This is a genomic window from Paenibacillus glycanilyticus NBRC 16618, assembly GCF_004000805.1.
In the GTDB taxonomy this organism is placed as follows: Bacteria; Bacillota; Bacilli; order Paenibacillales; family Paenibacillaceae; genus Pristimantibacillus; species Pristimantibacillus glycanilyticus.
Map to the genome: position 1 here is coordinate 1 of NZ_BILY01000060.1, position 25637 is coordinate 25637.

27 protein-coding genes and 1 pseudogene are annotated in these 25637 nt (G+C 49.8%); 3 read left to right on the plus strand and 25 right to left on the minus strand.

Features of this window, described 5'->3' with window-relative positions:
• Positions 1-51 precede the first annotated feature (51 nt).
• The 4 genes from PGL01S_RS29010 to PGL01S_RS29025 form a co-directional block, all read right to left on the minus strand.
• Entirely contained in the window at positions 52-1224 is a 1173-nt protein-coding gene (locus PGL01S_RS29010; protein ID WP_127498941.1) for a WD40 repeat domain-containing protein, read from the minus strand.
• On the minus strand, positions 1224-2690 hold the full coding sequence (locus tag PGL01S_RS29015) for a sensor histidine kinase (RefSeq protein WP_127498943.1): 1467 nt from the start codon (positions 2688-2690) through the stop codon (positions 1224-1226). The genes PGL01S_RS29010 and PGL01S_RS29015 overlap by 1 nt, the downstream gene beginning before the upstream one ends.
• A gap of 4 nt (positions 2691-2694) precedes the next feature.
• On the minus strand, positions 2695-3390 hold the full coding sequence (locus tag PGL01S_RS29020) for a response regulator transcription factor (RefSeq protein ID WP_127498945.1): 696 nt from the start codon (positions 3388-3390) through the stop codon (positions 2695-2697).
• 140 nt (positions 3391-3530) lie between these two features.
• Positions 3531-4784, minus strand: coding sequence for a winged helix-turn-helix domain-containing protein (locus PGL01S_RS29025; protein WP_507763300.1), 1254 nt, complete (start codon positions 4782-4784; stop codon positions 3531-3533).
• A gap of 89 nt (positions 4785-4873) precedes the next feature.
• Here PGL01S_RS29025 and PGL01S_RS31370 point away from each other — a divergent pair.
• Positions 4874-5608, plus strand: a pseudogene (locus tag PGL01S_RS31370) (GerAB/ArcD/ProY family transporter); the annotation flags it as partial.
• Here the strand turns inward: PGL01S_RS31370 and PGL01S_RS31375 are convergent.
• The 3 genes from PGL01S_RS31375 to PGL01S_RS29040 form a co-directional block, all read right to left on the minus strand.
• Positions 5579-5947 carry a spore germination protein gene (locus PGL01S_RS31375; RefSeq protein ID WP_373864174.1) on the minus strand — a complete coding sequence of 123 codons (369 nt, stop codon included), beginning with the start codon at positions 5945-5947 and terminating at the stop codon, positions 5579-5581. The pseudogene PGL01S_RS31370 and the gene PGL01S_RS31375 sit on opposite strands and share 30 nt — an antisense overlap.
• A complete protein-coding gene (locus PGL01S_RS31630; protein ID WP_373864173.1) occupies positions 5835-6467 on the minus strand; it encodes a spore germination protein in 633 nt (210 codons plus the stop codon). The genes PGL01S_RS31375 and PGL01S_RS31630 overlap by 113 nt, the downstream gene beginning before the upstream one ends.
• 131 nt (positions 6468-6598) lie before the next feature.
• Positions 6599-7759 (minus strand): YbfB/YjiJ family MFS transporter, encoded by a 1161-nt coding sequence (locus PGL01S_RS29040; protein ID WP_127498952.1) that lies wholly within the window; start codon positions 7757-7759, stop codon positions 6599-6601.
• A gap of 130 nt (positions 7760-7889) precedes the next feature.
• Between PGL01S_RS29040 and PGL01S_RS29045 the strand changes: the two genes are divergently transcribed.
• Positions 7890-8759: a LysR family transcriptional regulator gene (locus PGL01S_RS29045; protein WP_127498954.1), complete on the plus strand. Its 870-nt coding sequence runs from the start codon at positions 7890-7892 to the stop codon at positions 8757-8759.
• Between the two features lie 11 nt (positions 8760-8770).
• On the opposite strand, the gene PGL01S_RS29050 is transcribed toward PGL01S_RS29045, so the two are convergent.
• The 12 genes from PGL01S_RS29050 to PGL01S_RS29105 all read right to left on the minus strand — a co-directional run bounded on the left by PGL01S_RS29050 (position 8771) and on the right by PGL01S_RS29105 (position 17800).
• On the minus strand, positions 8771-9847 hold the full coding sequence (locus PGL01S_RS29050) for an NAD(P)H-dependent flavin oxidoreductase (RefSeq protein WP_127498956.1): 1077 nt from the start codon (positions 9845-9847) through the stop codon (positions 8771-8773).
• Between the two features lie 132 nt (positions 9848-9979).
• A complete protein-coding gene (locus PGL01S_RS29055; protein WP_127498958.1) occupies positions 9980-10309 on the minus strand; it encodes an NIPSNAP family protein in 330 nt (109 codons plus the stop codon).
• A gap of 57 nt (positions 10310-10366) precedes the next feature.
• Positions 10367-11110, minus strand: coding sequence for an SDR family NAD(P)-dependent oxidoreductase (locus PGL01S_RS29060; protein ID WP_127498960.1), 744 nt, complete (start codon positions 11108-11110; stop codon positions 10367-10369).
• Between the two features lie 58 nt (positions 11111-11168).
• Positions 11169-11708: an NAD(P)H-dependent oxidoreductase gene (locus tag PGL01S_RS29065; RefSeq protein ID WP_127498962.1), complete on the minus strand. Its 540-nt coding sequence runs from the start codon at positions 11706-11708 to the stop codon at positions 11169-11171.
• 22 nt (positions 11709-11730) lie between these two features.
• A complete protein-coding gene (locus PGL01S_RS29070) occupies positions 11731-12057 on the minus strand; it encodes an NIPSNAP family protein (protein WP_127498964.1) in 327 nt (108 codons plus the stop codon).
• Between the two features lie 201 nt (positions 12058-12258).
• Positions 12259-12795, minus strand: coding sequence for a GNAT family N-acetyltransferase (locus tag PGL01S_RS29075; protein WP_127498994.1), 537 nt, complete (start codon positions 12793-12795; stop codon positions 12259-12261).
• Between the two features lie 82 nt (positions 12796-12877).
• Positions 12878-13687, minus strand: a complete 810-nt coding sequence (locus tag PGL01S_RS29080; RefSeq protein ID WP_127498966.1) for an EcsC family protein — start codon at positions 13685-13687, stop codon at positions 12878-12880.
• A 143-nt stretch (positions 13688-13830) separates the two neighbouring features.
• Positions 13831-15051, minus strand: coding sequence for an MFS transporter (locus PGL01S_RS29085; RefSeq protein WP_127498968.1), 1221 nt, complete (start codon positions 15049-15051; stop codon positions 13831-13833).
• A gap of 248 nt (positions 15052-15299) precedes the next feature.
• The gene (locus tag PGL01S_RS29090; protein ID WP_127498970.1) at positions 15300-15884 is read right to left on the minus strand and encodes a TetR/AcrR family transcriptional regulator; all 585 of its coding nucleotides are present in this window, start codon (positions 15882-15884) and stop codon (positions 15300-15302) included.
• 171 nt (positions 15885-16055) lie between these two features.
• The gene (locus PGL01S_RS29095; protein WP_127498972.1) at positions 16056-16838 is read right to left on the minus strand and encodes an SDR family NAD(P)-dependent oxidoreductase; all 783 of its coding nucleotides are present in this window, start codon (positions 16836-16838) and stop codon (positions 16056-16058) included.
• Between the two features lie 5 nt (positions 16839-16843).
• Complete coding sequence (locus tag PGL01S_RS29100) at positions 16844-17353, minus strand: DinB family protein (RefSeq protein WP_127498975.1); 510 nt, start codon at positions 17351-17353, stop codon at positions 16844-16846.
• A 75-nt stretch (positions 17354-17428) separates the two neighbouring features.
• A complete protein-coding gene (locus tag PGL01S_RS29105; protein WP_127498978.1) occupies positions 17429-17800 on the minus strand; it encodes an iron chaperone in 372 nt (123 codons plus the stop codon).
• A gap of 272 nt (positions 17801-18072) precedes the next feature.
• Between PGL01S_RS29105 and PGL01S_RS29110 the strand changes: the two genes are divergently transcribed.
• Entirely contained in the window at positions 18073-18963 is an 891-nt protein-coding gene (locus PGL01S_RS29110; protein ID WP_127498980.1) for a LysR family transcriptional regulator, read from the plus strand.
• 63 nt (positions 18964-19026) lie between these two features.
• On the opposite strand, the gene PGL01S_RS29115 is transcribed toward PGL01S_RS29110, so the two are convergent.
• The 6 genes from PGL01S_RS29115 to PGL01S_RS29140 form a co-directional block, all read right to left on the minus strand.
• Positions 19027-21282: an ATP-binding cassette domain-containing protein gene (locus PGL01S_RS29115; RefSeq protein WP_127498982.1), complete on the minus strand. Its 2256-nt coding sequence runs from the start codon at positions 21280-21282 to the stop codon at positions 19027-19029.
• Positions 21283-21404: 122 nt separating this feature from the next.
• Positions 21405-21806 carry an SRPBCC family protein gene (locus PGL01S_RS29120; RefSeq protein ID WP_127498984.1) on the minus strand — a complete coding sequence of 134 codons (402 nt, stop codon included), beginning with the start codon at positions 21804-21806 and terminating at the stop codon, positions 21405-21407.
• Entirely contained in the window at positions 21803-22132 is a 330-nt protein-coding gene (locus tag PGL01S_RS29125) for an ArsR/SmtB family transcription factor (protein ID WP_127498986.1), read from the minus strand. Before PGL01S_RS29125 ends, PGL01S_RS29120 begins: the two co-directional genes overlap by 4 nt.
• 286 nt (positions 22133-22418) lie before the next feature.
• Positions 22419-22988 carry a hypothetical protein gene (locus tag PGL01S_RS29130; protein WP_127498988.1) on the minus strand — a complete coding sequence of 190 codons (570 nt, stop codon included), beginning with the start codon at positions 22986-22988 and terminating at the stop codon, positions 22419-22421.
• Positions 22981-24744: a sensor histidine kinase gene (locus PGL01S_RS29135; protein ID WP_127498990.1), complete on the minus strand. Its 1764-nt coding sequence runs from the start codon at positions 24742-24744 to the stop codon at positions 22981-22983. Before PGL01S_RS29135 ends, PGL01S_RS29130 begins: the two co-directional genes overlap by 8 nt.
• Positions 24741-25421 (minus strand): response regulator transcription factor, encoded by a 681-nt coding sequence (locus tag PGL01S_RS29140; RefSeq protein ID WP_127498992.1) that lies wholly within the window; start codon positions 25419-25421, stop codon positions 24741-24743. Before PGL01S_RS29140 ends, PGL01S_RS29135 begins: the two co-directional genes overlap by 4 nt.
• Positions 25422-25637 lie beyond the last annotated feature (216 nt).

Here is a 25637-nt window from a genome sequence, read left to right on the forward strand (position 1 = left end):
GGACGAGCAATCGTCCAGCCTGCCGCATTGGCGGGCAAATCATATCCGGTTCTACTTGTCCTGGAAATCGATAATAAAGCCATTTAGGGCATGCGGGCTCTCCTGTTCGGACACAGGTGCCGGCACACTCTCCTGCGCCGCCCTGCTGAACGGTTTGCTGCCCGCAACCAAGAGCTTTCCATTGCCGATACTCCATTTCATGAGGGAAGGAATAAAACCTTGGTAGACGGCCGTTTGGGACAATAGGTTGTTGCCTTGAAGCTTGCCTACGTAGATAATTTCCCCGTCGTTTTGCGTATAAGCAATCATTTCTCGATCCGCTGACAGACTAAAGCTTACGGTCTTCTCCAGCAATACGGTCAGCTCTCCGTTTCGGCTGTCGTATTGGAACAAAGTGCCGTCGGCACCCAAGAATATAAACCGGTTCGCATCTATCCAAAAAGAACCGTTCATCGCGGAAGGATGGTCGTATATGACTTCAAAGCGACCCTCATCGTTTAATTTAGCCATCGAGACTAGCGTGCCGTTATCGACTAAGAGAAGCCCGCCGTCCTCGGACAAGGCGGCAGAAGCGCTGTTTTTCATATCCGGCATGCCCAGAAGAGGCAGCTTCTTAGACGTTCCCTGCTGAACGTCGTATACAACAAGGCTCAACTGATCGCGGCGGTCTCCCGGCACTAGATACGAGAGATACCGGCTATCCCTCGACCATTGCAGGCTGCGGGAAAACAACCGCTGCGTCTGTGCTGGCCCCTCCATAGACTTGCCGGTGCTTCCATCTACGGGGAACAAAATCAACGAATAACCGTTGCCGGACTTCGTCAGGCGCGCGAGCTGCTTGCCGTCCGGCGATAGACTAAGCAGATCCTGTCCTGCGTTCAAGCTTGTTGTTAACCGTTTCAGCTCATTATATGGCGGCGCGAGCAGCTGCAGGCCGTCATACGGAGAACCGGGAACGCTGCCCGAATAATAACCAACAAGCTCTTCCTCGTTCGTCCAACCAAGAACCCCAAGCTTGTCAAACCACTTCCCCAAAGGATAAATCGTCTTCACCTGAAACGCCTTGCCGACGCTTGCTCCAACCGTTGGCTGTCCGGCTTCCGAATCCGGGATCACGATTGTCTCGGAGCGGGGACTGCCCATGCAGCCGGAAGCCGTCAGGAGCAGCGCTGCCAAAACCAAGTAAAGACGGAATCGCGCATTCCGCTTAATCCTGCAACGCATTATACTTCGCCTCCCTTGCTGATGGCGGCCGGAAGCTCAACGTATACGGTTGTCCGTCCTTTGTCGCTCTCCATTCGAATGGTTCCGCGATGGTCCTCCACGATGGATTGTACAATGCTGAGTCCCAAGCCCACGCTTCCTTCTTCCTTGAAGGTCCGGTCGCCGGAATAGAAGGGTTTGAATGCGCTGGCTATCTGACCGGCCGACAACGTTTCTCCCGGATTGCTTATCGTGAAGCGGAGCGTCTTCCCATTCGGCCCATGCTCTCCGGCAACCGCAATCTCCGCCAACGGTGCGCTGTATTTAATCGCGTTATCAAGCAAATTGATAAACAATTGCCGCAGCCTGTCCGCTTCCCCAAAAACAACAAGCCCGTCTCCCGCCGTCAAGACGATGCTTTTCTTATAACGTTTGGCGCGAATCGACATGGCATCGCATAGATCGCGAAGCAATACGCCTGTATCAATGGGTTCCGCATCCTCCCTGATGGCGTCTCGCCTGGACACTTCAAGCAGGTTCAACACCATGCCGTGAAGACGCCGGCTTTCGTCAACGATATGAGTCATTCCTTTTCGGAAAAAGGCAGGGTCGCTCTCTCCATTCTCCCGGATGATCTCCGCGTAGCCAAGTATGGAAGTAAGCGGCGTCTTCAGCTCGTGCGTGACGTTATCGAAGAAGCGCTTCTCTTGCTCAATAAGCGACTGAAGTCTGTCGCGATCCCGGCCGATCGTCGCAATCTGGCTGTCAATCCGTTCGATCATATCGTTGAAGTTGTCCGCGAGCCGCCCGATTTCGTCCCTGCGCCTAAAGGCGAGACGGACATTCCGATTACCCCGTATGACCTCCGTGGATGCGTTAGTCAGCTTAATGAGCGGAATCGTGATATGCCGGGACAGCAGATAAGAGAAGACAAACGCGGCCAGGAAGATGGCAAGAGCGAGATAGAAGATGAGGTTTAGGATTCGTCCGGTCTGCTCATACAGCGAAGAGAAATCTTTCGCAAACCGCAGGATCCCCACCTTTACACCATCAATCACGACAGGATAGGAATAAAGCACGGAGCCGGCGCTGCCTTTATACGAAATGGTATACGCCGTCTTGCCTTGCAGGGCAAGCTTCAGGTCATCGGTGGAACGACCCGCGAATTTACCGGCGTCCGTGGAATACAGCAAGTTGCCGTCTATCGTATAAGCGCTGACATCGCTGGAAGTGGCGCGGCGAAGATCGCCGGCCATCTCCTCGGCCATTTGACCGAAATAAAGGTCGTTGTTCGCGAAATGATTAATGAGGAAGGCTTGAGTGACGTAAATATTGCCGTTGTTCTTGAGATCGATGAGATCCGATGTGACAATACTTTTGTTGCTGCTTCGGATATATTCTTTTAGAGAAACGTTCAGCAAGAGGAACGAAAGGCAAAAAATCAGAAAAAATCCGATAACGAATTTGGACCGCAACGTATGGAGCATGCGGTTAATCCGTCCTTTTCTCGAATTTATAACCGATACCAAACACGGTTGTTATCAGCTCAGACGCATCAAGCTTCTTGCGAAGCCGCTGGATGTGCGTATCCACGGTCCGCATGTCCCCTGGAAAATCATAGCCCCACACCGACTCGAGCAGCTCCGCGCGCGTAAAGATTTTGCCCCGTACGCCAAGCAGCGCCAGCAGCAAATCAAATTCTTTCGGCGTTAAGTCAACCGGCTCCCCATCCTTCGTTACAAGCCGCTCCGCTCTCGAAATGGCGATGTCCCGGAACCCAATCACGGGCGGCTCAGCCTCCTTGACCGGAACTTGAGCCTGCGCAATCCGACGCAGTATGGTTCGGATCCGAACGACTACTTCTCGAAGATCAAAAGGCTTTGTAATGTAATCGTCCGCCCCTACTTCGAGTCCGAGGATTTTGTCCGTAATGTCCGATCTAGCCGTAAGCATGAGAATCGGGATGTTATATTGAGCGGTAACCTGCTTGCAAATATCTAGTCCGCTTTTGTCCGGTAGCATCCAATCCAGCACAAGCAGGTCGGGCATGAACCTGTCCATCTCCCGAAGCCCGTCCGCGCCCGTTCCGGCGATACGCGTCTCGAACCCTTCACGCCCTAGACCATAGGCAAGCAAATCCGCGATTGCCTCCTCGTCCTCGATGATGAGAATTTTTGTTTTGTCCATGATGAGGCTCCAATCTGTATACGTTTGTACCTTATAGACTAACTTCCATTTGTTACGGGATTGTCTAGAAGCTGCGTCCAAGTTGTCTCGAAGATGTCAACAAAATGTGTCGGAGCCCGACACATTTTTAGTTAATTCCATTAATTATAAATGACTTTAACTACTCCATTAGCCTTCGCAAACTCTTTGACCGCTTTCTTCACGTTTTTGCGCAGCTGGGCGGATATTTTAACGTCCGGTTCAAAATGCAGCAGCTCTACCTTCAGTACATTTTCTTTCCGGTCGAGCCTTGGATCCATCCTGCCGATTAATCGGTCCCCGGCAAGAATAGGCATCGCATAATAGCCATACTTCCGCTTAACCGCAGGCGTGTATATCTCCCAGCGGTATTCGAAATGAAATAAATCTTCCAAGCGCTTTCGGCTCCACAGCAAATTATCAAGCGGCGGCAAGAACGTAATTTCAGCGGCCTCTGCTTCAAGCGCCTGCTCTTGTTCTACGGCAGCCGTATCATGGTGTGCCAGCACCCGTTCCGCATCGGAAGACAGTACATAATACGGATGCTTAAGACCTTCCACCTCAACCTCTGTCAGGATGCCGGATAGAATAAATTGCTTGATTGCGTCACGACGCTGGGCGGCACTGTATCTCAGCCAGCCAAATCGGGAATCGGAGGGCTCAAAGACGCGGTAAGCGCGGAAATATTTCAGCAGCATAAGCCGTTCCGCTTCTTCCATCCCCATTTCCCCGGCAACTTTAAGGAGCTGTGACGGTACGCTATGGCTCGTCAAATCGAACAACCTCTGATTGCCTTCCCTGCCGACAATCCGGATGTGAGCCGAATCGGTAAGCAGGTTGATGGCATGCGAGGTTGCTTTCGTTTTGGCAGCCGCGTTTGTATTTTCCCAATAACCGTGTACCCGGATATCCGATTCGAACGCCCTGGCCGGCAAAGCTCCTTCCTGGCGAAGCTTGTCCATAACCTGCTCCGGAACGGGCTGCAAAGCTTCAATCGCGGAAGACAATCGCTCTCGGATTCTTGCCCGGGTAGGTTCGAATAAGGGGTAATCCTCCATCGGAATAATGCAAGCCGCATTAGCAAAATATTCGAATACCTTATGATCGCTTAATAAGTCATTAAGAAAACTTGGCTCATAGCCCTTCAGCCGGGCGGACATGACCAAATGCTGATTCGCCCGGACGGCAGCCACCGGGTCGATCTGCAGGCATTCCAACCGCCGAATGATGTCAAGTACCTGATCGCAACCGGCATTGTTGTTGCTTCGCGGTGCGAGGAGAAGCTGCTTTTCCAATAAAAATCGCCTGAGAGCCCGTTTGGTCGTTTTTATCATTGGTTTGTTCCTTTCTAAGTTCAGTATGATCAAAGCGTTCATGGGAATACTTGGTTGTAGCCAATCGGTAAGGAAGGAGTCGACGAATGGAGTCCGCGGAAAAAGTCTCGGGAACGCAATTATGCCTATTAATGTTTTCTTTTATCGCCCCTACCGTCATTCTTGTCATTCCGGGCCTGATGTCAAGCCTGGCCAAGCAGGATTCGTGGCTGACGATTCTCCCTACGTTATTGATAGGTGCGTTAAATATAGGAATCATGCTCACCTTGTCGAAACGTTATCCGGGGATGACCATCATTCAATATAGCGCTCATATTATAGGCAAATGGCCGGCGAAGCTTTTAAGCTGCTATCTAATTTACGTCTGGTTTAATTTCGATTTCATTATCCTGAATCAACATATCCAATTTATTAATACGGTTTTTCTAATGAAAACTCCTTCTGTCGTAATCAGTCTAACGCTGGCGATCTTTTGCTGTATTGCGGTCTATATGGGTATTGAGGCCATCGCAAGATGTAACGAATATCTTGCTTTGCTCAATATCGTGCTGCTGATTCCGCTTCTGTTTCTAATGCTGGCGGAATCCGATCCCGAGAGGCTGCGTCCGGTGATGGGCAATGGCATTGTTCCCGTTTTTCAGGCGAGCGTTTTCCCTATTGCTTACATCACTCAATTTTTCACTTTGGGATGGCTTCTCCCCTATCTCAATCAACCGAAGCAAGCAGCCAAGGCTTCCTTCCTTTCATTGGGCATTATCTCGGGGCTTCTATGCATTACCCTGCTCCCTCTTATCATGGTATTTGGCCCGTTGACGGAAAAGCTGACTTTTCCGGTCTTAAGCGTCATCCAATATATCGGGATAAAAGGCAGCTTTGAGAGATTGGAAGCCTTGGCCGTGGCGATCTGGGTGATGAGCTGTTTTATCAGCGGCAACCACATCCGGACGTTCCGTGCTGTGGACCTGCGGAAATGGCGAATAAGGCTGATCCTCTATGAATTCTTCGATAGAACCCGAGTCAAGAACGCCATCTATTCGTATGGAGCGCAGCCGGCTCCTAACCTGCTCGATTACCTTACCGTCCGCAATACCCTCAAGATACGTCATGACGATTTGCGTATGGGACAGCTCTCCCAGCGTAACGCTTTCCGTCTTTAGTTTCGAAGTTTTGAGTCTCGCGCGGACCAGACCCAGATTGGTTGACAGCTGCTCGATAAAGCCCTCCTTGGAACCGCGGATAACGGGTTCGGAGGAAGGTTCTTCGAGGCTTCTTTTTTGCGATTCCGGGAATCGCCACCGTAATAACGCTGCTGCTCCCTGCCGTTAAGATTGCCGCATGGCCTTGCAGAAGGTTGCGGATAACCTCGGATACGCGATCAGAGTAGGCCGTAGTTCCAATGGAAATCCATTGGTCGGCCAGCTCTTCTGCTATTTCGGGAAAATCATTCTCAGCGGAATGCCGGAGTAAAGGTTTTAATACATGCTCTTCCAGCATCGGTTTATCAATCAGGCTATCTATGTATACAACGATCCACTGCAATTGGTGATGAGCTTTTATCCTTCTGTACTCCAGGTCATAGCAGTTCTGAAACGTTTCTTTGATATAACTTTCGTTCTGCTCTAAATCGGAACCAAATGATTTATCGTAATCTTCCTGGAGAATGCTGCTTTTGGATTTAAGGATATTGAAGGCTTTACCGGATGATCTAATTCTTAATCTCCTCATGAAAGCTCCTCCCAGGCGGTATCGGGACCATAATGAATTCCATTCCCATAGTATGGATGCGGCGATTCAAAATATTCAGCCCGGAGCGCATAAATAAAGCCTGGAGCGCAGTTAAGCTCCAGGCTTCGGGATCAATAGGATTGGGCAATCCGGTCGGCACGGCCGATCCCAAGCGGCAAGCTTATCGCACCGGCGAGGACGATTAGCGCTGCTCCGATCAAAGCTGCAAGATAGCTGCCGTTGCCGGAGATCAAATGACCCGCAATAAGCGGACCGATGATCTGCCCCAGGCCGAAAAACGTAGTCAGCAGGCCAATGATTTTTCGATTGTTCTGCGGGAACAGATCCTTGGCATAAGCAACAAACATCATAGTAATTCCCATGAAAGTAGCCCCGAACAAAATAGCGCCGGCAAATATCGCCGCCGTATTCGGAATGAGCACAGGAACGGCTATGCCAATGGCTTGAATGGCCATCGCAAGGGACAACGTCCACTTTTTCCCCCACCGCGTTGCAATCATCGACCATGCGACGCAAGAAGGAATAGCTGCAGCGCCAACAAGCATCCAGCTGAGCGAAGCCATGTTCGGTATGCTTGATACCGTCTTGGCGTAAGCAACGAGATAAGTTCCCGTCACGATATAACCCAGGCCTTCCAATCCATAGGCAAGCGTCAAACAGATCAAAATCCGGCGGACGGAGGAGGAAGTCCGGTTGCTTGAAGGACTAGCCTTAACCGCACCGGAATTGCTTCCCCCTAATGAATACCAGGCCGCCATGCCAAGGACAAGACTAATCAAGCCTAATCCCTTCCATATTCCCATCCACTCCCTGTTGTGAGCCAGCAGCGGAACGGCAATCCCGGTCAGCAGGATCCCGGCACCTACCCCTCCGTAGAAGATACCGGCCTGCAGGGCGGACAAACGCTCCATTACGATGCTTGTGACGATAACAAAGACCGTAGCGCTTGCCAAGCCGGACAAAAACCGTAGAAGGAGCCACGCTTCCAGACCGTGGAATTCCCCCATGCCCCATGTCGTCCCTATACTGATGACGATACCCGCAAACAATAGCGTTGAGCGGTTCTTGACCTGTATGAGCGTTAAGAGAAATGCACCGATTAAATATCCCAAATAATTGCTCGAAGCCAGATAGCCGGCGCCTGTTGCGGAAAACAGGCGATGATCCATCATGATGGGCAGAATCGGGGTAAAAGCAAACCTTCCGATCCCCATAGCAACCATCATGGCGGCTACACCCCCGGCAAGTACGATCCAAGTGCGTCTTCTCATTCATGTTCCTTCTTTCTTGGGACAGCCTGTTCATGATGGCTTAATTTTGTTATCATGAATATTGGATAATATATAAATCAAATATCTATATTTCAGATATCAAAGACATAATCATACGATGGAGGCCGCAATGGACATTCAATTACTCAAAGTATTTTCCGCTACCGCTAAAGAAGGAAGTATCTCGAAAGCGGCTCAAAAATTGAATTTTGCCCAATCAAACGTCACTCACAAAATTCAGCAGCTGGAAGCCGATTTGCAAACCCAGCTCTTCTACCGCCATAACCGGGGAATTACTTTGACCCCTTCCGGACAAATTCTCGTCTCGTACGCGGAGAAAATTCTGCATGTCATTCAGGAAGCCAGATCGGCTGTCGTAGATTCCAAGGTTCCGACGGGACCCTTGTCTATCGGTTCGATGGAAACGACCGCTGCCGTCAGGCTGCCGGTTCTTCTCGCCAAATATCATGCCGATTATCCGGCAGTCGATTTCAATCTGGTTACGGGTCCCACTGAACGCCACATTCATGGCGTTCTTCATTACGAGCTGAACGGCGCCTTCGTGGCCGGACCGGTTGATCATCCCGAATTGGAGCAGGAAAACGTGACTGACGAAGAGCTGGTCCTTGTGACCGCGGCCTCCCATCCGCCGATTGACAGCATACACGAGGTTCAATCGCGGACGTTGCTTGTTTTTCAAAACGGATGCTCTTACCGGGCAAAATTTAATCAAATGCTTCAAGACGAAGGCATTGTACCCGTCAAGCTGATGGAATTCGGCTCGCTGGAGACGATTATCGGCTGCGTCGGAGCAGGACTCGGCATTTCTTTATTGCCACGCTCCATTGTCATCGAACAGGAGCAGCAAGGGCAAATCCGCACGCACGCGATTCCAAGCAAGCATTCGTTAGTCACAACGGTATTCATCCGGCGCAAGGATGCCTTAATGACTCCCGCGTTATCCGCGTTCCTCGCGGAAATGAGAGCCCATTTCAGTTGAATGGGCTTTTTTCATTGCATTAATGCGGCAGCTTGACTAATAATCTCTTCTACAATTTGCCGGGCTGATTGACCGGCAGTCAGCATCCGTGTCCCCTGCCCTGCCCATAAGGACAAGAACTCCGCCGTCTGCTGCTTGCTTGCCGCATTGCGGATATCGCGCGTTGCGGTATTTTGTGTCGGAAATGGCAATGGCGCTATACCGCTGGCATCCCACTGCTCGATAAAGCTATTTTTAATGCCGCGCGCCGGCCTTCCGGAGAATGCATGGGTAATGACCGTGCTCTCCTCGTTGCTGGCAAGAAGCGCCGCCCGGTAAGCTTCGTTGGTTCCGGCTTCAATCGATGTCAGGAAGCGGGTTCCCAGCTGCACCCCTTGGGCGCCAAGCATCAGAGCGGCAGCAAGCCCGCGGCCATCCATAATTCCCCCTGCAGCGATAACGGGAATAGAGACGCGATCCGCAATCTGCGGAATAAGAGCCATCGTACCGATATTCGCTCCCATTGGATGAACGTCCCCGCTAAACGTTCCGCGGTGTCCGCCGGCTTCGCTTCCTTGCGCTACAATGGCGTCACAGCCCTTCTCCTCGGCAAGAAGCGCTTCCCTTACCGTAGTTACCATGGCCACTACCTTAATCCCGGACGCCTGGGCCTTCCTCATATGCGGTTCGGGCAACACGCCAAAAGCCGTGCTAATTACGGGAACCTTCTCTTCGATCAGCACTTCGAACTGCTCTTCGAACCAATTAGGCGAATGGACCTCGGTTCCTTCTGAAGCGGGGATCCCCAGCTGCATTCGGAAATCGTTAAGCTTGTCCTGAACTTCTTGGATCCGCGTGTTCTGATCGGCAGGCTGATTCACGAAGAGATTCACTCCAAACGGTGCCGAAGTGATCTCTCTGATTCGGTGGATAGCTATTCGGATATCCGACGGCGCCATGTAAGCTGCACCTAAGGTGCCAAGACCGCCCGCCTCGGAGACGGCTGCCGTTAATTCCGGCGTGGAAGGCCCGCCTGCCATCCCGGCCAGGAAGAGCGGATACCGGATACCGAATAATTCGCACAAAGCCGTCTGCAGAGTTATTTTCATCGGGATTCACTCCTTTTTTATCGTCCAGCCTTTTCTTGCTTCAAGTATACAACGATCCGGCTTTCGCGAATAATACAGAAAAATGCTATCTGCTATCCTAAAATGAGATAGCAGATAGCACATTTATTTCAATCATCTTTTATCGGAATGGGAAAAAGGCGCGTTATTCATATAGATCACTTCTATTTTCTCATGCAGAGGACCGTTTGTTTCGGTTTTCTCTACAATAGCCCGCCATTCGGGATCCTCCATGAAGGCTTGGAAGTTCCGCTCGCGCGCAGCCATATCCGGATGCTCCAAAATGTAATATAAACGGTTCTTTGATGCATCGGCATCTACCCAAAAATTCGGAACCCGCATCCCATGCTTATTAAAAAATCCGATTGTATGGTTCTCGAACCGATCCAGCAGGGCATGCAATCGACCGGGAATCACATCGTAGATTCTCAGCTCGTAAAGCATGAACATCATCTCCTCACGAGATATAGTCTTTCCAAATAAACGCGGAAAACAATCCGTTTACCACTTGCCCGCGCTTTGACCGCCATCCACATGCAGGACTTCGCCCGTCACGAATTGCGCGGCTTCGAGGTACAGAATAGCTTCCACAATCTCATGAACCTCGCCCATTCGTTTCATCGGGTGAAGCTTAGACAAGAAATCATGAGTTTCGGGAGCATGCATAGGCGTTTTGATAACGCCTGGCGCAACCGCGTTGACACGAATGCCTTTGTCCGCGTATTCGATCGCAAGAGACTTGGATACCGTCGTCAAGCCACCTTTGGTCAATGCGGCAAGTGCCGACGGTACGTCTTTAATCGGTTGCTCGGAGACGCCGCTTGCCGTAATATTCACGATGTGTCCGGAGCCTGCTTTCAGCATTTCGGTCAGCACCCGCTGCGTAATATGGAAGAAGCCAGCTACGTTTGTCGACAATACCGCGTCAAAATCCTCTTCGGTATATTCCGTAAACGGCTTTGCGAGAAAAATACCGGCATTGTTAACCAAGGTATCCACCCGGCCAAAGCGTGCGATAGCTTCGCTAATCAGACGTTCTGCCACCTGCGGTTTGGAAATGTCGCCTGCGACATACGCAATATTCAATCCGGTTGGATCGATTTCTTTTGCAGCTTCCGCAAGTGTTTGTTCGCGGCGGCCGTTAATAACGACCTTCGCGCCTTTCTTCACGAGTTCAATGGCTACAGCCTTGCCGATCCCGCTGCTTCCGCCTGTAATAACGGCTACTTTATTATGAAAAGTCATGATGTTTGATCTCCTTTAGTTTACCTATCAATAGATAGTTAATGGGGATGCCTATTTATTAAACTTTTGCCAAAGGCTTAACCGATTTCAGATGCTGGACGTAGTCGGCACTGCTTTGCGCCAGACGCTCATCCGAAAGATTGGATACGTCGTTTAACGTAAAGTGCGGCAGATAGGTTGCGCTAATGAAATGGGCAGTTGCTTCGAACGGACGCAGGATTTCCTGCACGGTAAACCGGTTAAAGCCGGTTGGCTGGTAAGACTCTTCCGTACCGTAAGTGGAGACGGCCACGCCAAATTGTTTGCCGGTTGTTTTGTCGCCGTCCGGACCAAACGCCCAGCCGTATTGCAGCACGGTATCGAACCATTTTTTCAAAAGCGCGGGCGCGCTGTACCAGAATACAGGGAATTGGAAAATAACGCGGTCATGGGCTTCCACCAGCGCTTGCTCTTTCGCCACGTCGATGTTCTCGTCCGGATAAGCTTTGTAAATTTCGTGGATCGTATATTCGCCTTGTTTCTTTAATTCCTCGATCCAAGCTTTATTTACGCGGGAGGCTTCCAGATTAGGGTGTGCTACGATTACCAATGTTTTCATGATAAATTGCTCCTTTAATGGTTTATTTGTTATTTTGGAAGAACGGTACGTCCTTCATAAAGATGCTTTCTTGTTTCTTCACCAATGGTCCGTCAAGCTCCGAGACCCGTTTCACTTCTATCCACTCCGGATCGTTGCGGAAACGATCGTAGTTAAGGTTGCGTTGCTCCATATCGGCATGCTCGACAACATAATATAAGCGTTCTTTTGCTTCGTCCTGGTCTTCCCAGAATAGCGTGATCTTCATCTCATGCTTCGCGAATAATTCGATGACATGATCTCTGAATCTGTCTTTAATCGCCTGCAGCTTGCCAGGATGCATATCATAAATTCGCAGCTCGTACAACATGGTCTCACCTCCTTCAATTTCGTATTTATTCATTACCTATTAGTAGGTAGGTAGTGCTTTTTTTCGTTTAGTTGTCCGCTGCTTCATATTACTATATCTCCGCTAACGTGCCTAATACGAAATCAAGATAATGAATATCTCAAAAGATGATAGCAAAAAAGCAGCCATTGCCTGGCTGCCGTACAAGTCCACCGCCATACCTTAGTGCAGTAATTTCAAAGCTTTATCGGGATCGACCAAAATACGCCCGTAATATTGCTTGGATTTGAAGTTGTGAATTTCTTTGCACGCCTTTTCCATGCGGCCCATAATGATTTCTTCCTCCATTTCGACTGGCGACCAGTATAAAACATGCATGGGATAGGGATGGCCATCGAAATCCTCGGGAGCATACACAATCCTTTTAGCTTTCCGGAAGCCATTCTTTTTATAAAAAGCAAGACGCCTGCGGGTATCCTCGTTATCGGGATCATTCGGCTCGGCTTCAAGCAGGATCATTTTCCCTTTCGTCTTTAACAAGTTAAGTACTCTGGAACCTATCCCTCTGCTTCTCGAATGCGGCGTAACCAACAGATAATCGATAAAAATAAAGGTTGTGAATTCGGCATACAAAACGATGTAGCTGTCGGTTTCTTTAATGTGATAGACGTCGGTCTCTTCAAGCAAGTCAACGAGTTGATGAGGATCCTTCATCTCGTGCTCCGGAAAATAGTCATGCAGCTTATCGTACCATTCCATATTTTCCACTAAGATTTGCTCCTTTGTCCAAAACTCGAGTTCATCTGCTTCATTTACAATTGCCTTGTTGATGCTCCTCTATTCACGATACAGCTTCCAGCTTTTCGATAATTCTGCGCTTCCGGTACATGATTCGGCCAGTCTCGGTCACATCCTGAAGGGTAGAGCGATTAAGATAAGCCCCGAACAAAATTCCCGCGATCGGAATCATTTGAAAGAGCTTTTTCCATCCGAAATTATCCCTATACGACAGCATGACCTCCCGCCAGCCTTGCAGCTGAGACAATACCTGCTTGCTCTGCTCGCCTGAACGGAAAGCGGCAAGATCCTCGAGAATAGCCTTCTTCCCTACGATGTCGGAGGAGGAAAACTGCAGGCATTTTACGATAAAAATACGTTCGGATTTCTCTGACGGGTCATAGCCGTAGCTGATTGCGATTTCCTGCAGCGCTTTGATGGAAATCCCAAGCAGGAGCGGAATATCGATGGCTAGCGTAAAGATTCCGCCGATACCCGTCGTGGCGCCTTGAACAGTCGCCGTGTTGCTGCTTGATTTGCTTATGCTTTCGGCGACTTCATCCATTCTGCTAAGCGGGAGCTGCGCTATCCTCTCCAATGCCGTATCCGCATCCGGTTCTTCGTGCGGCAGCATTTTCCGGTACATTTGCTCCTTGCTTATTAAATAACGGCCGCCGCTCTGCACATAGCTTCCAAGCTCGTCGAGAACGACTCCTATTTTGTCCTGGATGAACTTTGGCGTTAACCGGTCCAGGATGACAAAAGGCAAGCGGCCCAGCTTTTCCCAGAAGAACAGATCCTTCTGCTCCTTCTCCCACTGTTCGATTAACCTTAACTCTGAATATAGGTACTGAAGATCTTCCGTCGTTGTCATCGCAGTCCTTGACCCCTTCGCATCTAATAATCGCTTTAGCCTTACATACTGTAAAATGCTCCTTTACGTTTCATAAAATATCCGTTGCAAAAATAAAAAAGAACCTTCGCTTCAGATTAGGCGAAGGTTCTTTCCGTCTTCCGTTATGGCCTGGCAGGCTCTGCCGCTATAGCTTCCGCATTTTTACTTTTCTTGATGGCTAGCGTAAACGTCGTTAGGGCAAGGACGGCAATAATGACCGACATCACGCCGATTGCGGTACTGAAGCCTAGCGTGCTGGAGGCAACTCCTCCGCCGTATGCACTGGTTCCTTGGAACAAATAAGCGGCTACCAGCACGGCGGACAAAAATTGAACGCGGTTATGGGCTTGGGAGTTGATCGCCGCTATACCGATGCCTCCGGATGCGGAGAACCCGTACGCAAGTCCTCCCAGCACGGATGAGCTCATGAACAGCAGGAACGAATGAACCTCCGCCGCAGTAAAGAGCAATACGGCTGCCACTACGATTGAAGCCATGCCGATTCGAATGGATACGACCGGTTTTAAGCGACCGGCAATCGTTGCACTAACCGAAGCCAGCAAATAAGAAACGGATAATACGGTGCCAATGACAAGAATATCCTGCGTGCCAATAACGTCACGGGCGATCTGCGCGCCAAGCGACAGCAATAACGCCCCATTCGCGAAACCCGTGCCAATCGCCAGGGCAGCCAGCAAGTAGACTCCCCACTGTCCTTTCGGAACTTTTACCCCTTGAAGCTGAAGCTTGAAGACTGGTCTAGCCGCAGATTGCGTTTTGCTCTGCTTAGGCAGAAAGAGGCAAAGAATGATGCTGGCCAATACAAGAACGGCCAATACCCAATAGCTGAAATGAAGCGGTGCCGGCGCGTATTTGATCAATGCCGCTCCCACGATTGTGGCAAGGAATAGCCCAACCGCCTGCGTTATCGTGTTAATGGACCCCGGCAGCTTTTTATTTGAGGTCGGGTTGAACTCCACAAGCGCAGCCGCCCCGGATCCGGCCGTTAATCCCACCCCAAGACCTTGGAATACCCGTCCGGCAAACAACCAGATCACGTTCTGCGCCGTCGCGAATACCAAGGCTCCGACAAGAAGAAAAAGCAGCCCCGTTATTAACGTATTTCTGCGTCCGATATAATTGGATAGATTGCCCAGAAGGAACAGTACAAGAATAAGGACGATTGGATACACAGAGAAAATACCCGTTGTTACCGACTTGGAAAGATGCCACTGCAAGGCATAAACCGGAAATTCGATGGATGGTGCCGTACTTGACCACAAGCTGATCGTGAGTACCCAAGCCACAATCCAAAAGGATGCTTTGGAAGATATTGTACGCATGATATGACCTCTCTTCGTTGTTTATAGGATGACCAGAATAAAAAATGAAATTAAAGAATGTCCGTTCTTTAATCATTAAAAAAAAATGGTTTACTTTCCTTGTCTGAAGCGGGGCGATCAAATTAATTGCTTATCGCTTTCTCGCAATATTTCGGAACGATCGTTCTTTAATGATCGTGCAGACATGATTTCCACATGTCTCAGTATATTTATTTAAGAACGATTAGTCAACAATAATATGAACCTCGTCAGTCAAGGATTGACATCGCTACTTTCGCAGCGTCTTCGAGCACTTGACGATCCGTTGCGATTTTGGCTAGCACATACAAGCCATTTCGCGTATTTAACAGGAATCTGGCCGTTGCCTGCACGGTATGCTTCGTTCTCAACTCGCCTTGCTGCTGCGCGCGCATCAGAAATTTCTGAAAGTTTGTTTCCATTTCCAGCGTATAGGCCTCAATGCGGAAAGCAACAACGGGATCTACCTTCCCCATTTCCATAGCGGTATTGGCAATCAGACAGCCGCGGCGGCCATTCTCGTCGCTCATTGCCACGTCGATTAACCGTTGGAAGTAACGCCATAACACGTCTTTAGCAGGGCCCTGCTCTTCAAGAATGGTGTAGGCATGGCCTCGGTTCCCTTCACGGAATCGGTCCAGACATGTTAGAAATAGCTGATTCTTATCGCCAAAGGTATCGTATAAGCTGCCTCTGTGCACTCCGGTACGTTCGACCAGATCTTGAATCGAAGTCCGTTCGTACCCTTTTTCCCAAAATAATTCCATCGCCTTCTGCAGGACAGCATCTTGGTCGAATTCTCTTGGTCTTGCCATGATTCATACCTCCCTTATATCCATCATAGCGGTTTAAGAACGATCAGTAAACAATTTTCGAAAGCCATTTGCTGTTAGTATGATGCGTTGGTACGCAATTAATCCCCTAAATTCCTTTTATTTAATGGGGTTAAATTAAAAAAAGCCGCGGGATACGCGACTTTGTTGAGTCTAGAGAACAGCTGCTTTGCCGCCGTCAATATTAACGGATGTCCCCGTCACGTAAGATGCGGCCTCCGATACGAGGAACGCGATTACGTTCGCCGCTTCCTCCGTGCGGCCAATGCGCTTAAGAGGAATATCGTGGCGCGGCTCCGCTGCGAATTCGTCCCAGGTTAAATGCGGAGCCGTTGCCTGCCACATCCGCTCGATCTGATCGCTCCGGATCAAGCCGATGCAGACGGCATTTACGCGAATCCCGTCGGCCGCCAGATCCTTGCTCATCGCTTTCGTCAGCGCAAGGCCGGCCGCCCTGCTTACCGAAGTTGGCAGCGAAGAACCGGAAGGCGTCTTGCCGCCGATTGCCGTTACATTAACAACCGCGCTTCTTCCGCTCTGGCGCAGGTAAGGCAATGCCGCCCGCGTAAAATGGATTGCGCCAAATAGCTTTAGATCCAGATCGGCAGACCAAGCTGCCGTATCCACCGCTTCAAACGGCTTTGCTGCCGAAGTGCCGGCATTATTGACCAATATGTCAATGCCGCCAAATCGTTCGGCTGCCTCTGCAACCGCGCGCTGCACCTCTTCTTCGACAGATACGTCAGCAGAAATAATAAGCGGCTCTACGCCGGTCTTTTCGACGATTTTTGCTGCCGCAGCCTTCAATGGCTCTTCGCTTCTGGCAACAATGGCCACCTGCGCTCCTTCTGCTGCAAGCAGAATCGCTGTTTCAAGTCCAATCCCTTTGCTTCCGCCGGTAATGATGGCCCGTTTTCCTTTAAGCCCTAATTCCATGCTATCTACACTCCTTCTTCGCTATGGTTGCTACTGTATGAACCGAATAATCCTCTGCCAATTAGATTCGCGCTAACGGGTGCCTTGCCAATCTCGCGTGCCCACACGGACAACTGACCGATATGGTGGATTTCATGGACGATGACATGCCTCATAACTTCACCGCATGCATGGGCTTCTTCTTCCCCGTCATCCGTAATATCAATCATCACGCGGTTCTCCAAGCTGTCATTCCATCCATAGACGAAAGGCGCAACTTCCTCATGACAGCGGTTCGAGAAATCAATCACTTGCTTCAGGCTGGCCACTTCGTCAAACGCGGGTATGTCTATTTCCTTCCCTTGTATTCCGCCGCAGATCCAGCCGTATTCGACGGCGGCAATATGATAAAGCGTGGGCAGAATATAGCCTAATCCGCCGGTACGCTTTTTTAGAAGCTCATCAGGGTTGATTTCTCCGCACCAATCGAACCAGTCCTTGCGAACCTGCCAGTTATATTCGAATAACTTGATCATGAACAGCCCTCCCGCACAGCAAGTATATTCCTATTATTCTACTCGGATATATAAACTCCTGCCCGTTCGACCGAACTATTTCCTCCAGAACGTTGTGCATTCCGCTTTGTCGGCGATATTAAATTCGATCATCTTCTTTAGAAGGCTGTAATCCACCGGTTTTTCCCACCGAATCCGCAGCAAGAGGTTGGTCTGATCATAGCCGGCCTTCTTTATGTCTTCCGTAAAACGAATCATCCCAGCCCTTTCGGGCGCAACGGCCAGATGCTGTTTGGCAACGCTGAATCCGATGATATAGGTATCGTGATCGGTGAACATAGGCTGGTTCCAGCCGATCTTCGGAACTAAAGCCGGGAACGTTTCCCCGACCCAAGTCAACACTTCCTCCGTCCTTTCCCGATGCGTCAAGTTATCAATGCCCGCCAGAAAATCCGCAAACACTTCCATAAGTTCTCCCCCTAAACTATCAATTCGTTCTATTATCCTTCCCTTATGGTTGACGTATTCGCGGCCGGTGATCCGTTATCCTCTCGACTCCTTAAGCTGCATAGCTGTTTCGAGGTTTTCCGCTGTAGTTGCTCTAAACTGGTAGTTATTTTTCACGTTAAAATCATAGATCCGTTCTATGGAAATCATAGATTCTCTTTAATTGATTTATCATTATGATGCTTTTATACTAAGTTAAAGAAGGATTTTTGATTTTTGATGAGGTGTATCACATGGAGATTAGACAGCTGGAGTATTTTCAAGCGATATGCGAGGAGCTTCATTTTACGCGTGCCGCCGATAAGCTTGGTATTACTCAGCCGACGCTAAGTTATCAGATCAAGCAGCTGGAGGAAGAACTGGAAGTACCGTTATTTCATCGGATCGGGAAAAAAATCGCGCTTACGGAAGCCGGTTTCATCCTTCTTAACCATAGCCGCAACATCTTCCGTTCGATTGACGGGGCACGTGAGGAAATTGCCGAGCTGCATCATATGGAGCGAGGAACCTTGACGATCGGGACATTAATCGGAGAAATCAATGATCTTGTTTCCGGTTTGCTGGTTGATTTTCACAATAAATACCCGGGGATTAGCATTAAGCTGTTGGCCTTGGAGGATGTGGTGGATCCCCTTTTGCAGGACGAGCTTGATTTTGCCGTAACCATCTTTCCGGTAGATGACGACAGATTCTGTAAAGTTTCTTTGTACGAGGAAGAATTTTATTTCGTTGCTCATTCCAGCTCTCCGTTAAACGGCAAGTCTAGCGTGACCATAGAGGAAGCGATGAGAGAGCCCATCATTATGTTCCCCAAAACCCACCGTTGCCGGCAGTTGATTGACGCGGTGTGCAGCATGCATGGCGTTGCCTGGGAGCCTGTCATTGAGACGTCGGCAATCAAATCGATTCTCTCCCTCGTGCAATCCGGTGCGGGAGCCTCCATCCTATCCAAAACGCTGCTTGAACTGTATCCGGGTCAGGATATGATCATGATTCCGATAAGCAACCCTTCGCTACGCAGGGAAGTCGGAATTGCCTATCTTAAGGACCGGTATATCGGAAAAGCAACCGGTGCTTTTATGAAGCAGCTTACTTCCCGCTTTGACGGAATCGAAACGCTGTAATGCAGAAAAAGCTGCCGAACGATAGGTTCGACAGCTTTTTCTTTTTCGCGATAGGGAAATGGGTTACTTCAAGAACTTCCCTGTTATCGACTGTTCTTCCAGAATGATTTGAGACGGAATCCCTTCGAACACAATCTGCCCGCCTCTGCTGCCCCCATCCGGTCCCATGTCGATAATCCAATCCGCCTGGCTGATTACTTCGAGATTATGTTCAATGACGATAACCGTATTGCCGGTATCCACAAGCCGGTTCATAATCTCCAGAAGATGGCCGATATCCGACATATGCAGGCCGGTTGTCGGCTCGTCCATGACGTAGATGCTGCCCTTCTTATGAAGCTCGCTTGCAAGCTTGATGCGCTGGCATTCCCCGCCGGATAACGTGCTGAGAGGCTGGCCAAGCGTAATGTAATTCAAGCCGACATCGCTCATTGCTTGCAGCTTTTTCTTTACTTCCTTCAGCTCGAAAAATTCCAATGCCTGCTCGACGGTCATCTCCAGCACTTCGGCAATATTTTTGCCATTCAGCTTGTATCCGAGAACCTCTTCCTTGAAGCGTTTGCCTTCGCAGACCTCGCATGGCATCTTTACGCTTTCGAAGAAGGACAGGTCCGTATACACAACGCCAAGACCTTGGCAGTTCTCGCAAGCTCCTTTTGAGTTGAAGCTGAACAAGCCCTGATTTACCTTATTAACCGATGCGAATGCCTTGCGCACATCGTCCATAATCCCCGTATAGGTTGCGGGGTTCGAACGAGTCGATACGCCAACGGCCGATTGGTCGATAACTACCGCATCCGGATGCTGGCTGAGAAATACATCGTTAATAAGCGAGCTTTTCCCCGAACCGGCTACTCCCGTTACGACGTTTAATACGCCGGTTGGGATATCAACGCTTACGTTCCGCAAGTTGTGCAGATTGGCGTGCCGGAAGGGAAGCCTCCCGCTAGCCTTCCGGCAATCCTGCTTCAGCTCAAGCGGTCTCTTCATGTGCGTGCCGGTTAAAGTACCCGACTCCAATAAGCCCTGGAAGCTGCCTTCGAACACAATGTTCCCGCCGCGGCTGCCTGCATGAGGACCAACGTCAACGATATGATCGGCAACTTTAATAACATCGGGATCATGCTCAACGACGATAACCGTATTGCCCTTATCCCGCAGCTTAACAAGCAAGTCGTTCAACCGGTGTACATCCCGGGGATGCAGGCCAACGCTAGGCTCGTCGAATATATAAGTGACGTCAACCAGGCTGCCGCTCAGATGCTTAACCATCTTCACGCGCTGCGATTCGCCTCCGGATAACGTATCGGTCTCCCGGTCCAGCGTTAAATAGTCCAGCCCGATGTCCACCAGATGCTGAAGACGCTCCGTCAACGATTTGACGATTGGCGCTGCCTTGGCATCGCTGATTTCTTGAATGACCCGAATGAGATGTCCCACCTCCATGGAAGACAGCTCTGCGATGTTCATCCCGTTAATCCGGCAGTTCAGCGCAGCTTGACTTAGTCTCGAGCCGTGACAGCTGGAGCACTTCCCTTCGGTAATAAACGGCATAACCGCTTTTTGCGTGCGTTCGGACTTCAGCTTTACGTCCTGCTTAATATATTTGTTCGTGAACTTCTCGATAACGCCTTCGACGGTAATGTTGGTGGCTTTGCCGGCGAAGTCCATCTGTACCTTCCGCGCCTTGGCAAACAGCAGCTGGTCCAGCTCTTCCGGCGAGTAATCCTGCAGCTTCTTATCCGGATCAAAGTCGCCCGACTGCAAGAGCATATTCATCTCCCAACCATTTACCGTATAATCCGGAAGCATGATTGCACCTTCATTAAGCGACTTGGACTTATCTATGGCCTTGCCCATATCCACGCCGAGTCTGCGGCCGATGCCGTTGCATTCCGGACACATGCCTTGCGGATCGTTGAAGGAAAACATATTGGCCGATCCCACATGCGGCTGCCCTACCCGTGAGAACAACACGCGGAGAATCGGAGAAATATCGGTGATGGTGCCCATTGTGGAATGGGAGCCGCCGCCTAGTCTTTTCTGGTCGACAACGACGGCCATACTGAGGTTTTCGATTCCGTCCGTATCCGGCTGTGGAAAGCTCGGCAAGAAAGTCCGAACGAACGTGCTGAAATTCTCATTTAACAGTCTTGTGGATTCAGCAGCAATCGTGTCGAAGACGATGGATGACTTTCCCGATCCCGATACTCCCGTAAAAATCGTGATTTTCCGCTTCGGGATACGCAAAGAAACGTTCTTTAGGTTGTTTTCCCTGGCATTCGTAATGACGATGTACTCCTGGCCCGTTCCGCTCATTCCTTACATCCTTTCGGGTCGTAGATTTATATTCTTCCAATTGTACGAACCAGACATAAACCGGTTGCAATCAATTGCAACCGGTTTATGTGGCTTTGAGTCCAAGAGGCTCAACTATGCGATTATTGCGCCAGCAGCTTGGCAAGCTCGTTATGCCAATTCGTCCAGCCGTGTCTAGCTCCTTCAAGCGCAGGTACGCTCGAGAAGCCGGTTTGTTCGAGGTGAAGGTTAACCTTGCCCTCTCCCAACTCCTGAATCGTCCAGGTAACCGTATGCTTCTCCGGACCAACCGCCCAAGAGTAGGACAGCAAACGGTTTGCTTCGTCTACGGCAAGCACTTCGCCGTCAATAACGCCGTCCCAATATTGATTAGGCTCTGCCCGGAACTGAAACCGGTGTCCAACCTCCGGTTTAAAATCGTTTGGAAGCACCCATTTGGCAAGCATTTCGGAAGTGGTTAACGCAGCCCATGCCTTTTCAACCGAAGTATTGTATTGAAAATCCAGTTCTAATTTCAAACTCATTCTTCTTCCTCCTCTAATAATTGCTGCAGACGCAGCATATTAACGGTCCAGAATTTCCTGTAGTAAGAGACCCAATCCTGAATTTCTTTCAATGGAGCGGCATTCAGCCGAAAGCGCGTTTCCCTGCCAACCTTCCGGTCCGTTACCAGTCCTGCTTCTTTCAGGATGGTCAAATGCTTGGATACGGCCGTACGCCCCATATCGAATTGCGAGGTTAGCTCATGAAGCGGGATTTCCGCTGTCTCGGACAATAGCTGAATCAACCGGCGCCTGGTTGGATCCGCAATCGCGTCAAAGACATCCCGTGACGGATGATTATCGTTCACAACACCCCCTCCTAGAGTTCGACTTCATAAAAGAATAGTTGGTGTTAGAATCCATGGGTTGCGACTGCTCCATTCCTTTCGTTACAATAGAATGCAAGGTAACTTTTTCTTGTTCGATTCATTCATGAGACACCATTTGGTGTCTAAAAGAATTATAAGACACCAAATGGTGTCGTGTCAACAGCGTAACAAACCTATTCTCCCGCACATTCCCATTCCAATTCCCAATATGACGAAACGCAAAAAAGCCGCAAGCACTTCTCGCGGCTTTCCTTCAATTTATCGTTTATTTCAAAGTGATCGTCTTCTTCCAAGTAAGCTCATTGCCAGCATCGTTTACGAATGTGAAGCTTACATCGCCTTTTTGCCCCTTCAAATCGTCCGGGTAGAAGAAGCCCATGAACTGTCCATCTCCGCTGATGTAGAAGCCGTCTTCTCCGTTGCCGCCATGTTCAATCGCTTCTTGCGTCGTGTTAACTATGCTGGTTTTGCCGGATTTCCATTCCATCTTGGACAGCATGTAGCCTTCAGGACGCTTGTTGACTACGAAGTCAAAGCTGTTGCCTTCGATTGGTTTTTCGGTCTGATCAATGATAATCAGAATCTCTTCACTAACATTATCCCCTGCGGCGTTAGACGAATTCGTAGCGTCAGGAGTTGCTGTCGCAGGAGAGCCAGATTCCTCGCTGGGAGCAGACGACGCTGAATTGTCCGGCGTGGCGGATGACGGCGCTTCTGTCACGGTATTATTGTTAGTTGTATTCGTATTCCCTGTTTCCGCTTTGTTGCCGCATGCGCTCAGAACAACCAGAACGGCTAACGATGCTGCCAGTAGGCTTACGGAAATTTTATTCATGATGAATCTCTCCTTTGTTTTCTTGTAAAGTGAATGAAAATGCTACACCGTTGGCGGTATTAACGGCGCCATATCGACTACCGTGCAGCTCCAATATATGTTTGACAATAGCGAGCCCTAAGCCGGTTCCGCCGGATTTGCGATCACGGGAACGTTCTACCCTGTAGAATTGATCCCAAATTCTGCTCAGGTCCTGCTCTGCAATAGACGGGCCTGTATTCTCCACGGTGGTTTTAATTGCTGCTCCTTCTGCCTTTTCCATTTCCATAACGATTACGCTGTTCTCAATGGCGTGCCGAATCGCATTGCTGAGCAGATTGAGCAGAACTTGCTCGATCCGTCTACGATCCGCATAAACGAACAGCTCCCGTTCTCCATCCTGCCGAACTCTTAACCTTAGATGTTTGCTCTCCAGCTGCTGCGTGAAGGAGCTTGCAAGCTCTCTAACGAGACCGGTCAGGGAGAACCGTTCGTTCTGCAGCTTAACGGCCTTCACCTCGAATTTGGACAGCTCCAGCATATCCATTATCAAAGCGTTCATCCGGTCCGTCTCGTTCACGATCAAGGCAAGGTAACGTTCTCGCTTGTCGTCTGCTACCCCGTCCTGAAGCCCCTCCGCAAAGCCTTTTACGATGCCAAGCGGAGTTTTGAGCTCGTGGGATATATTCGCTACCAGTTCTTTGCGCAGCTGCTCGGACCTCTGCTTCTCTCTCACGTCCTCCTGCAGCTGCTCGTTAGCAAGCTTGAGCTCGCTAAGTGCCGAGTCCAGGTTTCGGGATAAGGCGTTCATATTCCTCGATAACTCTCCGAATTCGTCCTTGGAGCGAATCTCCGGATGGTCGGTGAAATCAAGCTTGGCGAGCCTTGCGGCCGAGCGATTCAGGGTGAGCAGCGGACGCGATACAATTCTCGAATAGATCAGCGATAACGCAAGAACGAGAGCAAGTATGACCGGCGCCAAGTAAATTACGTACTTTTTCAAAATATCAACCGCTTCCCCTACCGGCTGGAGAGAAGCCATAACGAACATGTAATGCTCATCCACTTCCGTACCGGAAAGTGATTTTACGAGTACGGCGTACTCGACTCCGCTCCAGGGATCCTTCCATTCGCTCCGTACCGTCTCTCCCGCATGCAAGCGGGACAGTCTCGCCTCCGCCGATGCTGTCCAATCCTGTAGTGCTTCGTCAACAAGAGCATCCTGGTAAAGAGGGTTGAACGACCGCTGCTCCGGCAGCAAAAAGTCCGTCACTCTTCCTTCAATCCGTACTAATCCTTGATCAAGAGGCGCGGCATTATCGGACCAGAAAGTAATCGGGTGCAGCACCGTATCCTTCTCGTCCATAAAAATCCCGTCCACGATCATACTGCTTCCAATAGATACTCCTCGAGGAATGCTATTGACCGTAGCGCCTGCGGTTGGGATTGGAACGGTAATGCTTTTACCGCCCGACTGAAGCTTTACATAATACGGGTTGAGGTTGGCTTTATTAAAGCTTTTATTCAGTAGGGCCGAGCTGGTATCATTCCGGTTCATAAACGTTCCGAGCAGACTGGAAAGCTCCCGTTCATTTCCCTTTACCTCGTTATACTGATCGCTAAACCCGTTAATGGCCGATTCCAGCTGATGAATCCGGGACATCCGGTAAAACCGTTCAAAGAACAACCCTTCGGCCAACATCACCAGCGTAAAAATAAACAAGATCAAAGCAGACGTGATGACGAACAGCTTGAGTACGACGCCATGTTTTCTCATGCTTCCGATTCAAACCTGTAGCCGGATCGGATGACGGTCGCAATCAGCTTGCCGGCGTCCCCGAGCTTGGCTCTTAATTTCTTGATATGAGTGTCCACGGTTCGCAAATCTCCAAGGTACTCGTAGCCCCATACCGCATTCAGAATATAGTCCCGGGACAATACTTTTCCGTCATGCTTGATCAGGAATAGCAGCAGATCGTATTCTTTGGGCGACAGATTAACGAGTTCCCCAGCCACCGTAACCGTATGGGCCTCGCGGTTCACCGACAATTCCCCGTATTGAAGCAGCTCCGCTTCTCGCCCTACCGTTCTTTCCGTTCTCTTCATTAAGGCGTTTGCCCGGGCGACCAGCACCCTTGGACTTAGCGGCTTCGTAACGTATTCGTCGGCCCCCAGCTCGAAGCCCATTAATTGATCCTCGTCCTCGGCCCTTGCCGTGATCATAATGATAGGAACATCCGATTTCTCGCGGATCCGTCTGCATACGGACCAGCCGTCCATCTCCGGCATCATAATGTCTAACACAACCAGGTCGACGGAGACCCGCTCGAATAACTCAAGCGCAACCCTTCCGTTCTCCGCCTCGTGGACATCCCATTGCTCTTTTTTGAAATAATCCGTTATAAATTCCCGCATAAGCGTATCGTCTTCCACTAATAAAATACTTCGTTTCATTTGAATCCCGCCTCTTTCCGGCAATGGTTCCTTTCTCGTACGGAACCGCAATCGTATATCCTATGCTATCACAGGTTTACCCGAAATTCGGCATTCTTATCATCCGATTGCACCTCCATTTGATCTACAAGTTGAAGTATAGGGGGTTCGTGTGTCCAACGTGTGTATTCGAAATGGATTCTTGGAGAAACCTATACGCAAAGAAAAAGCCGCGAA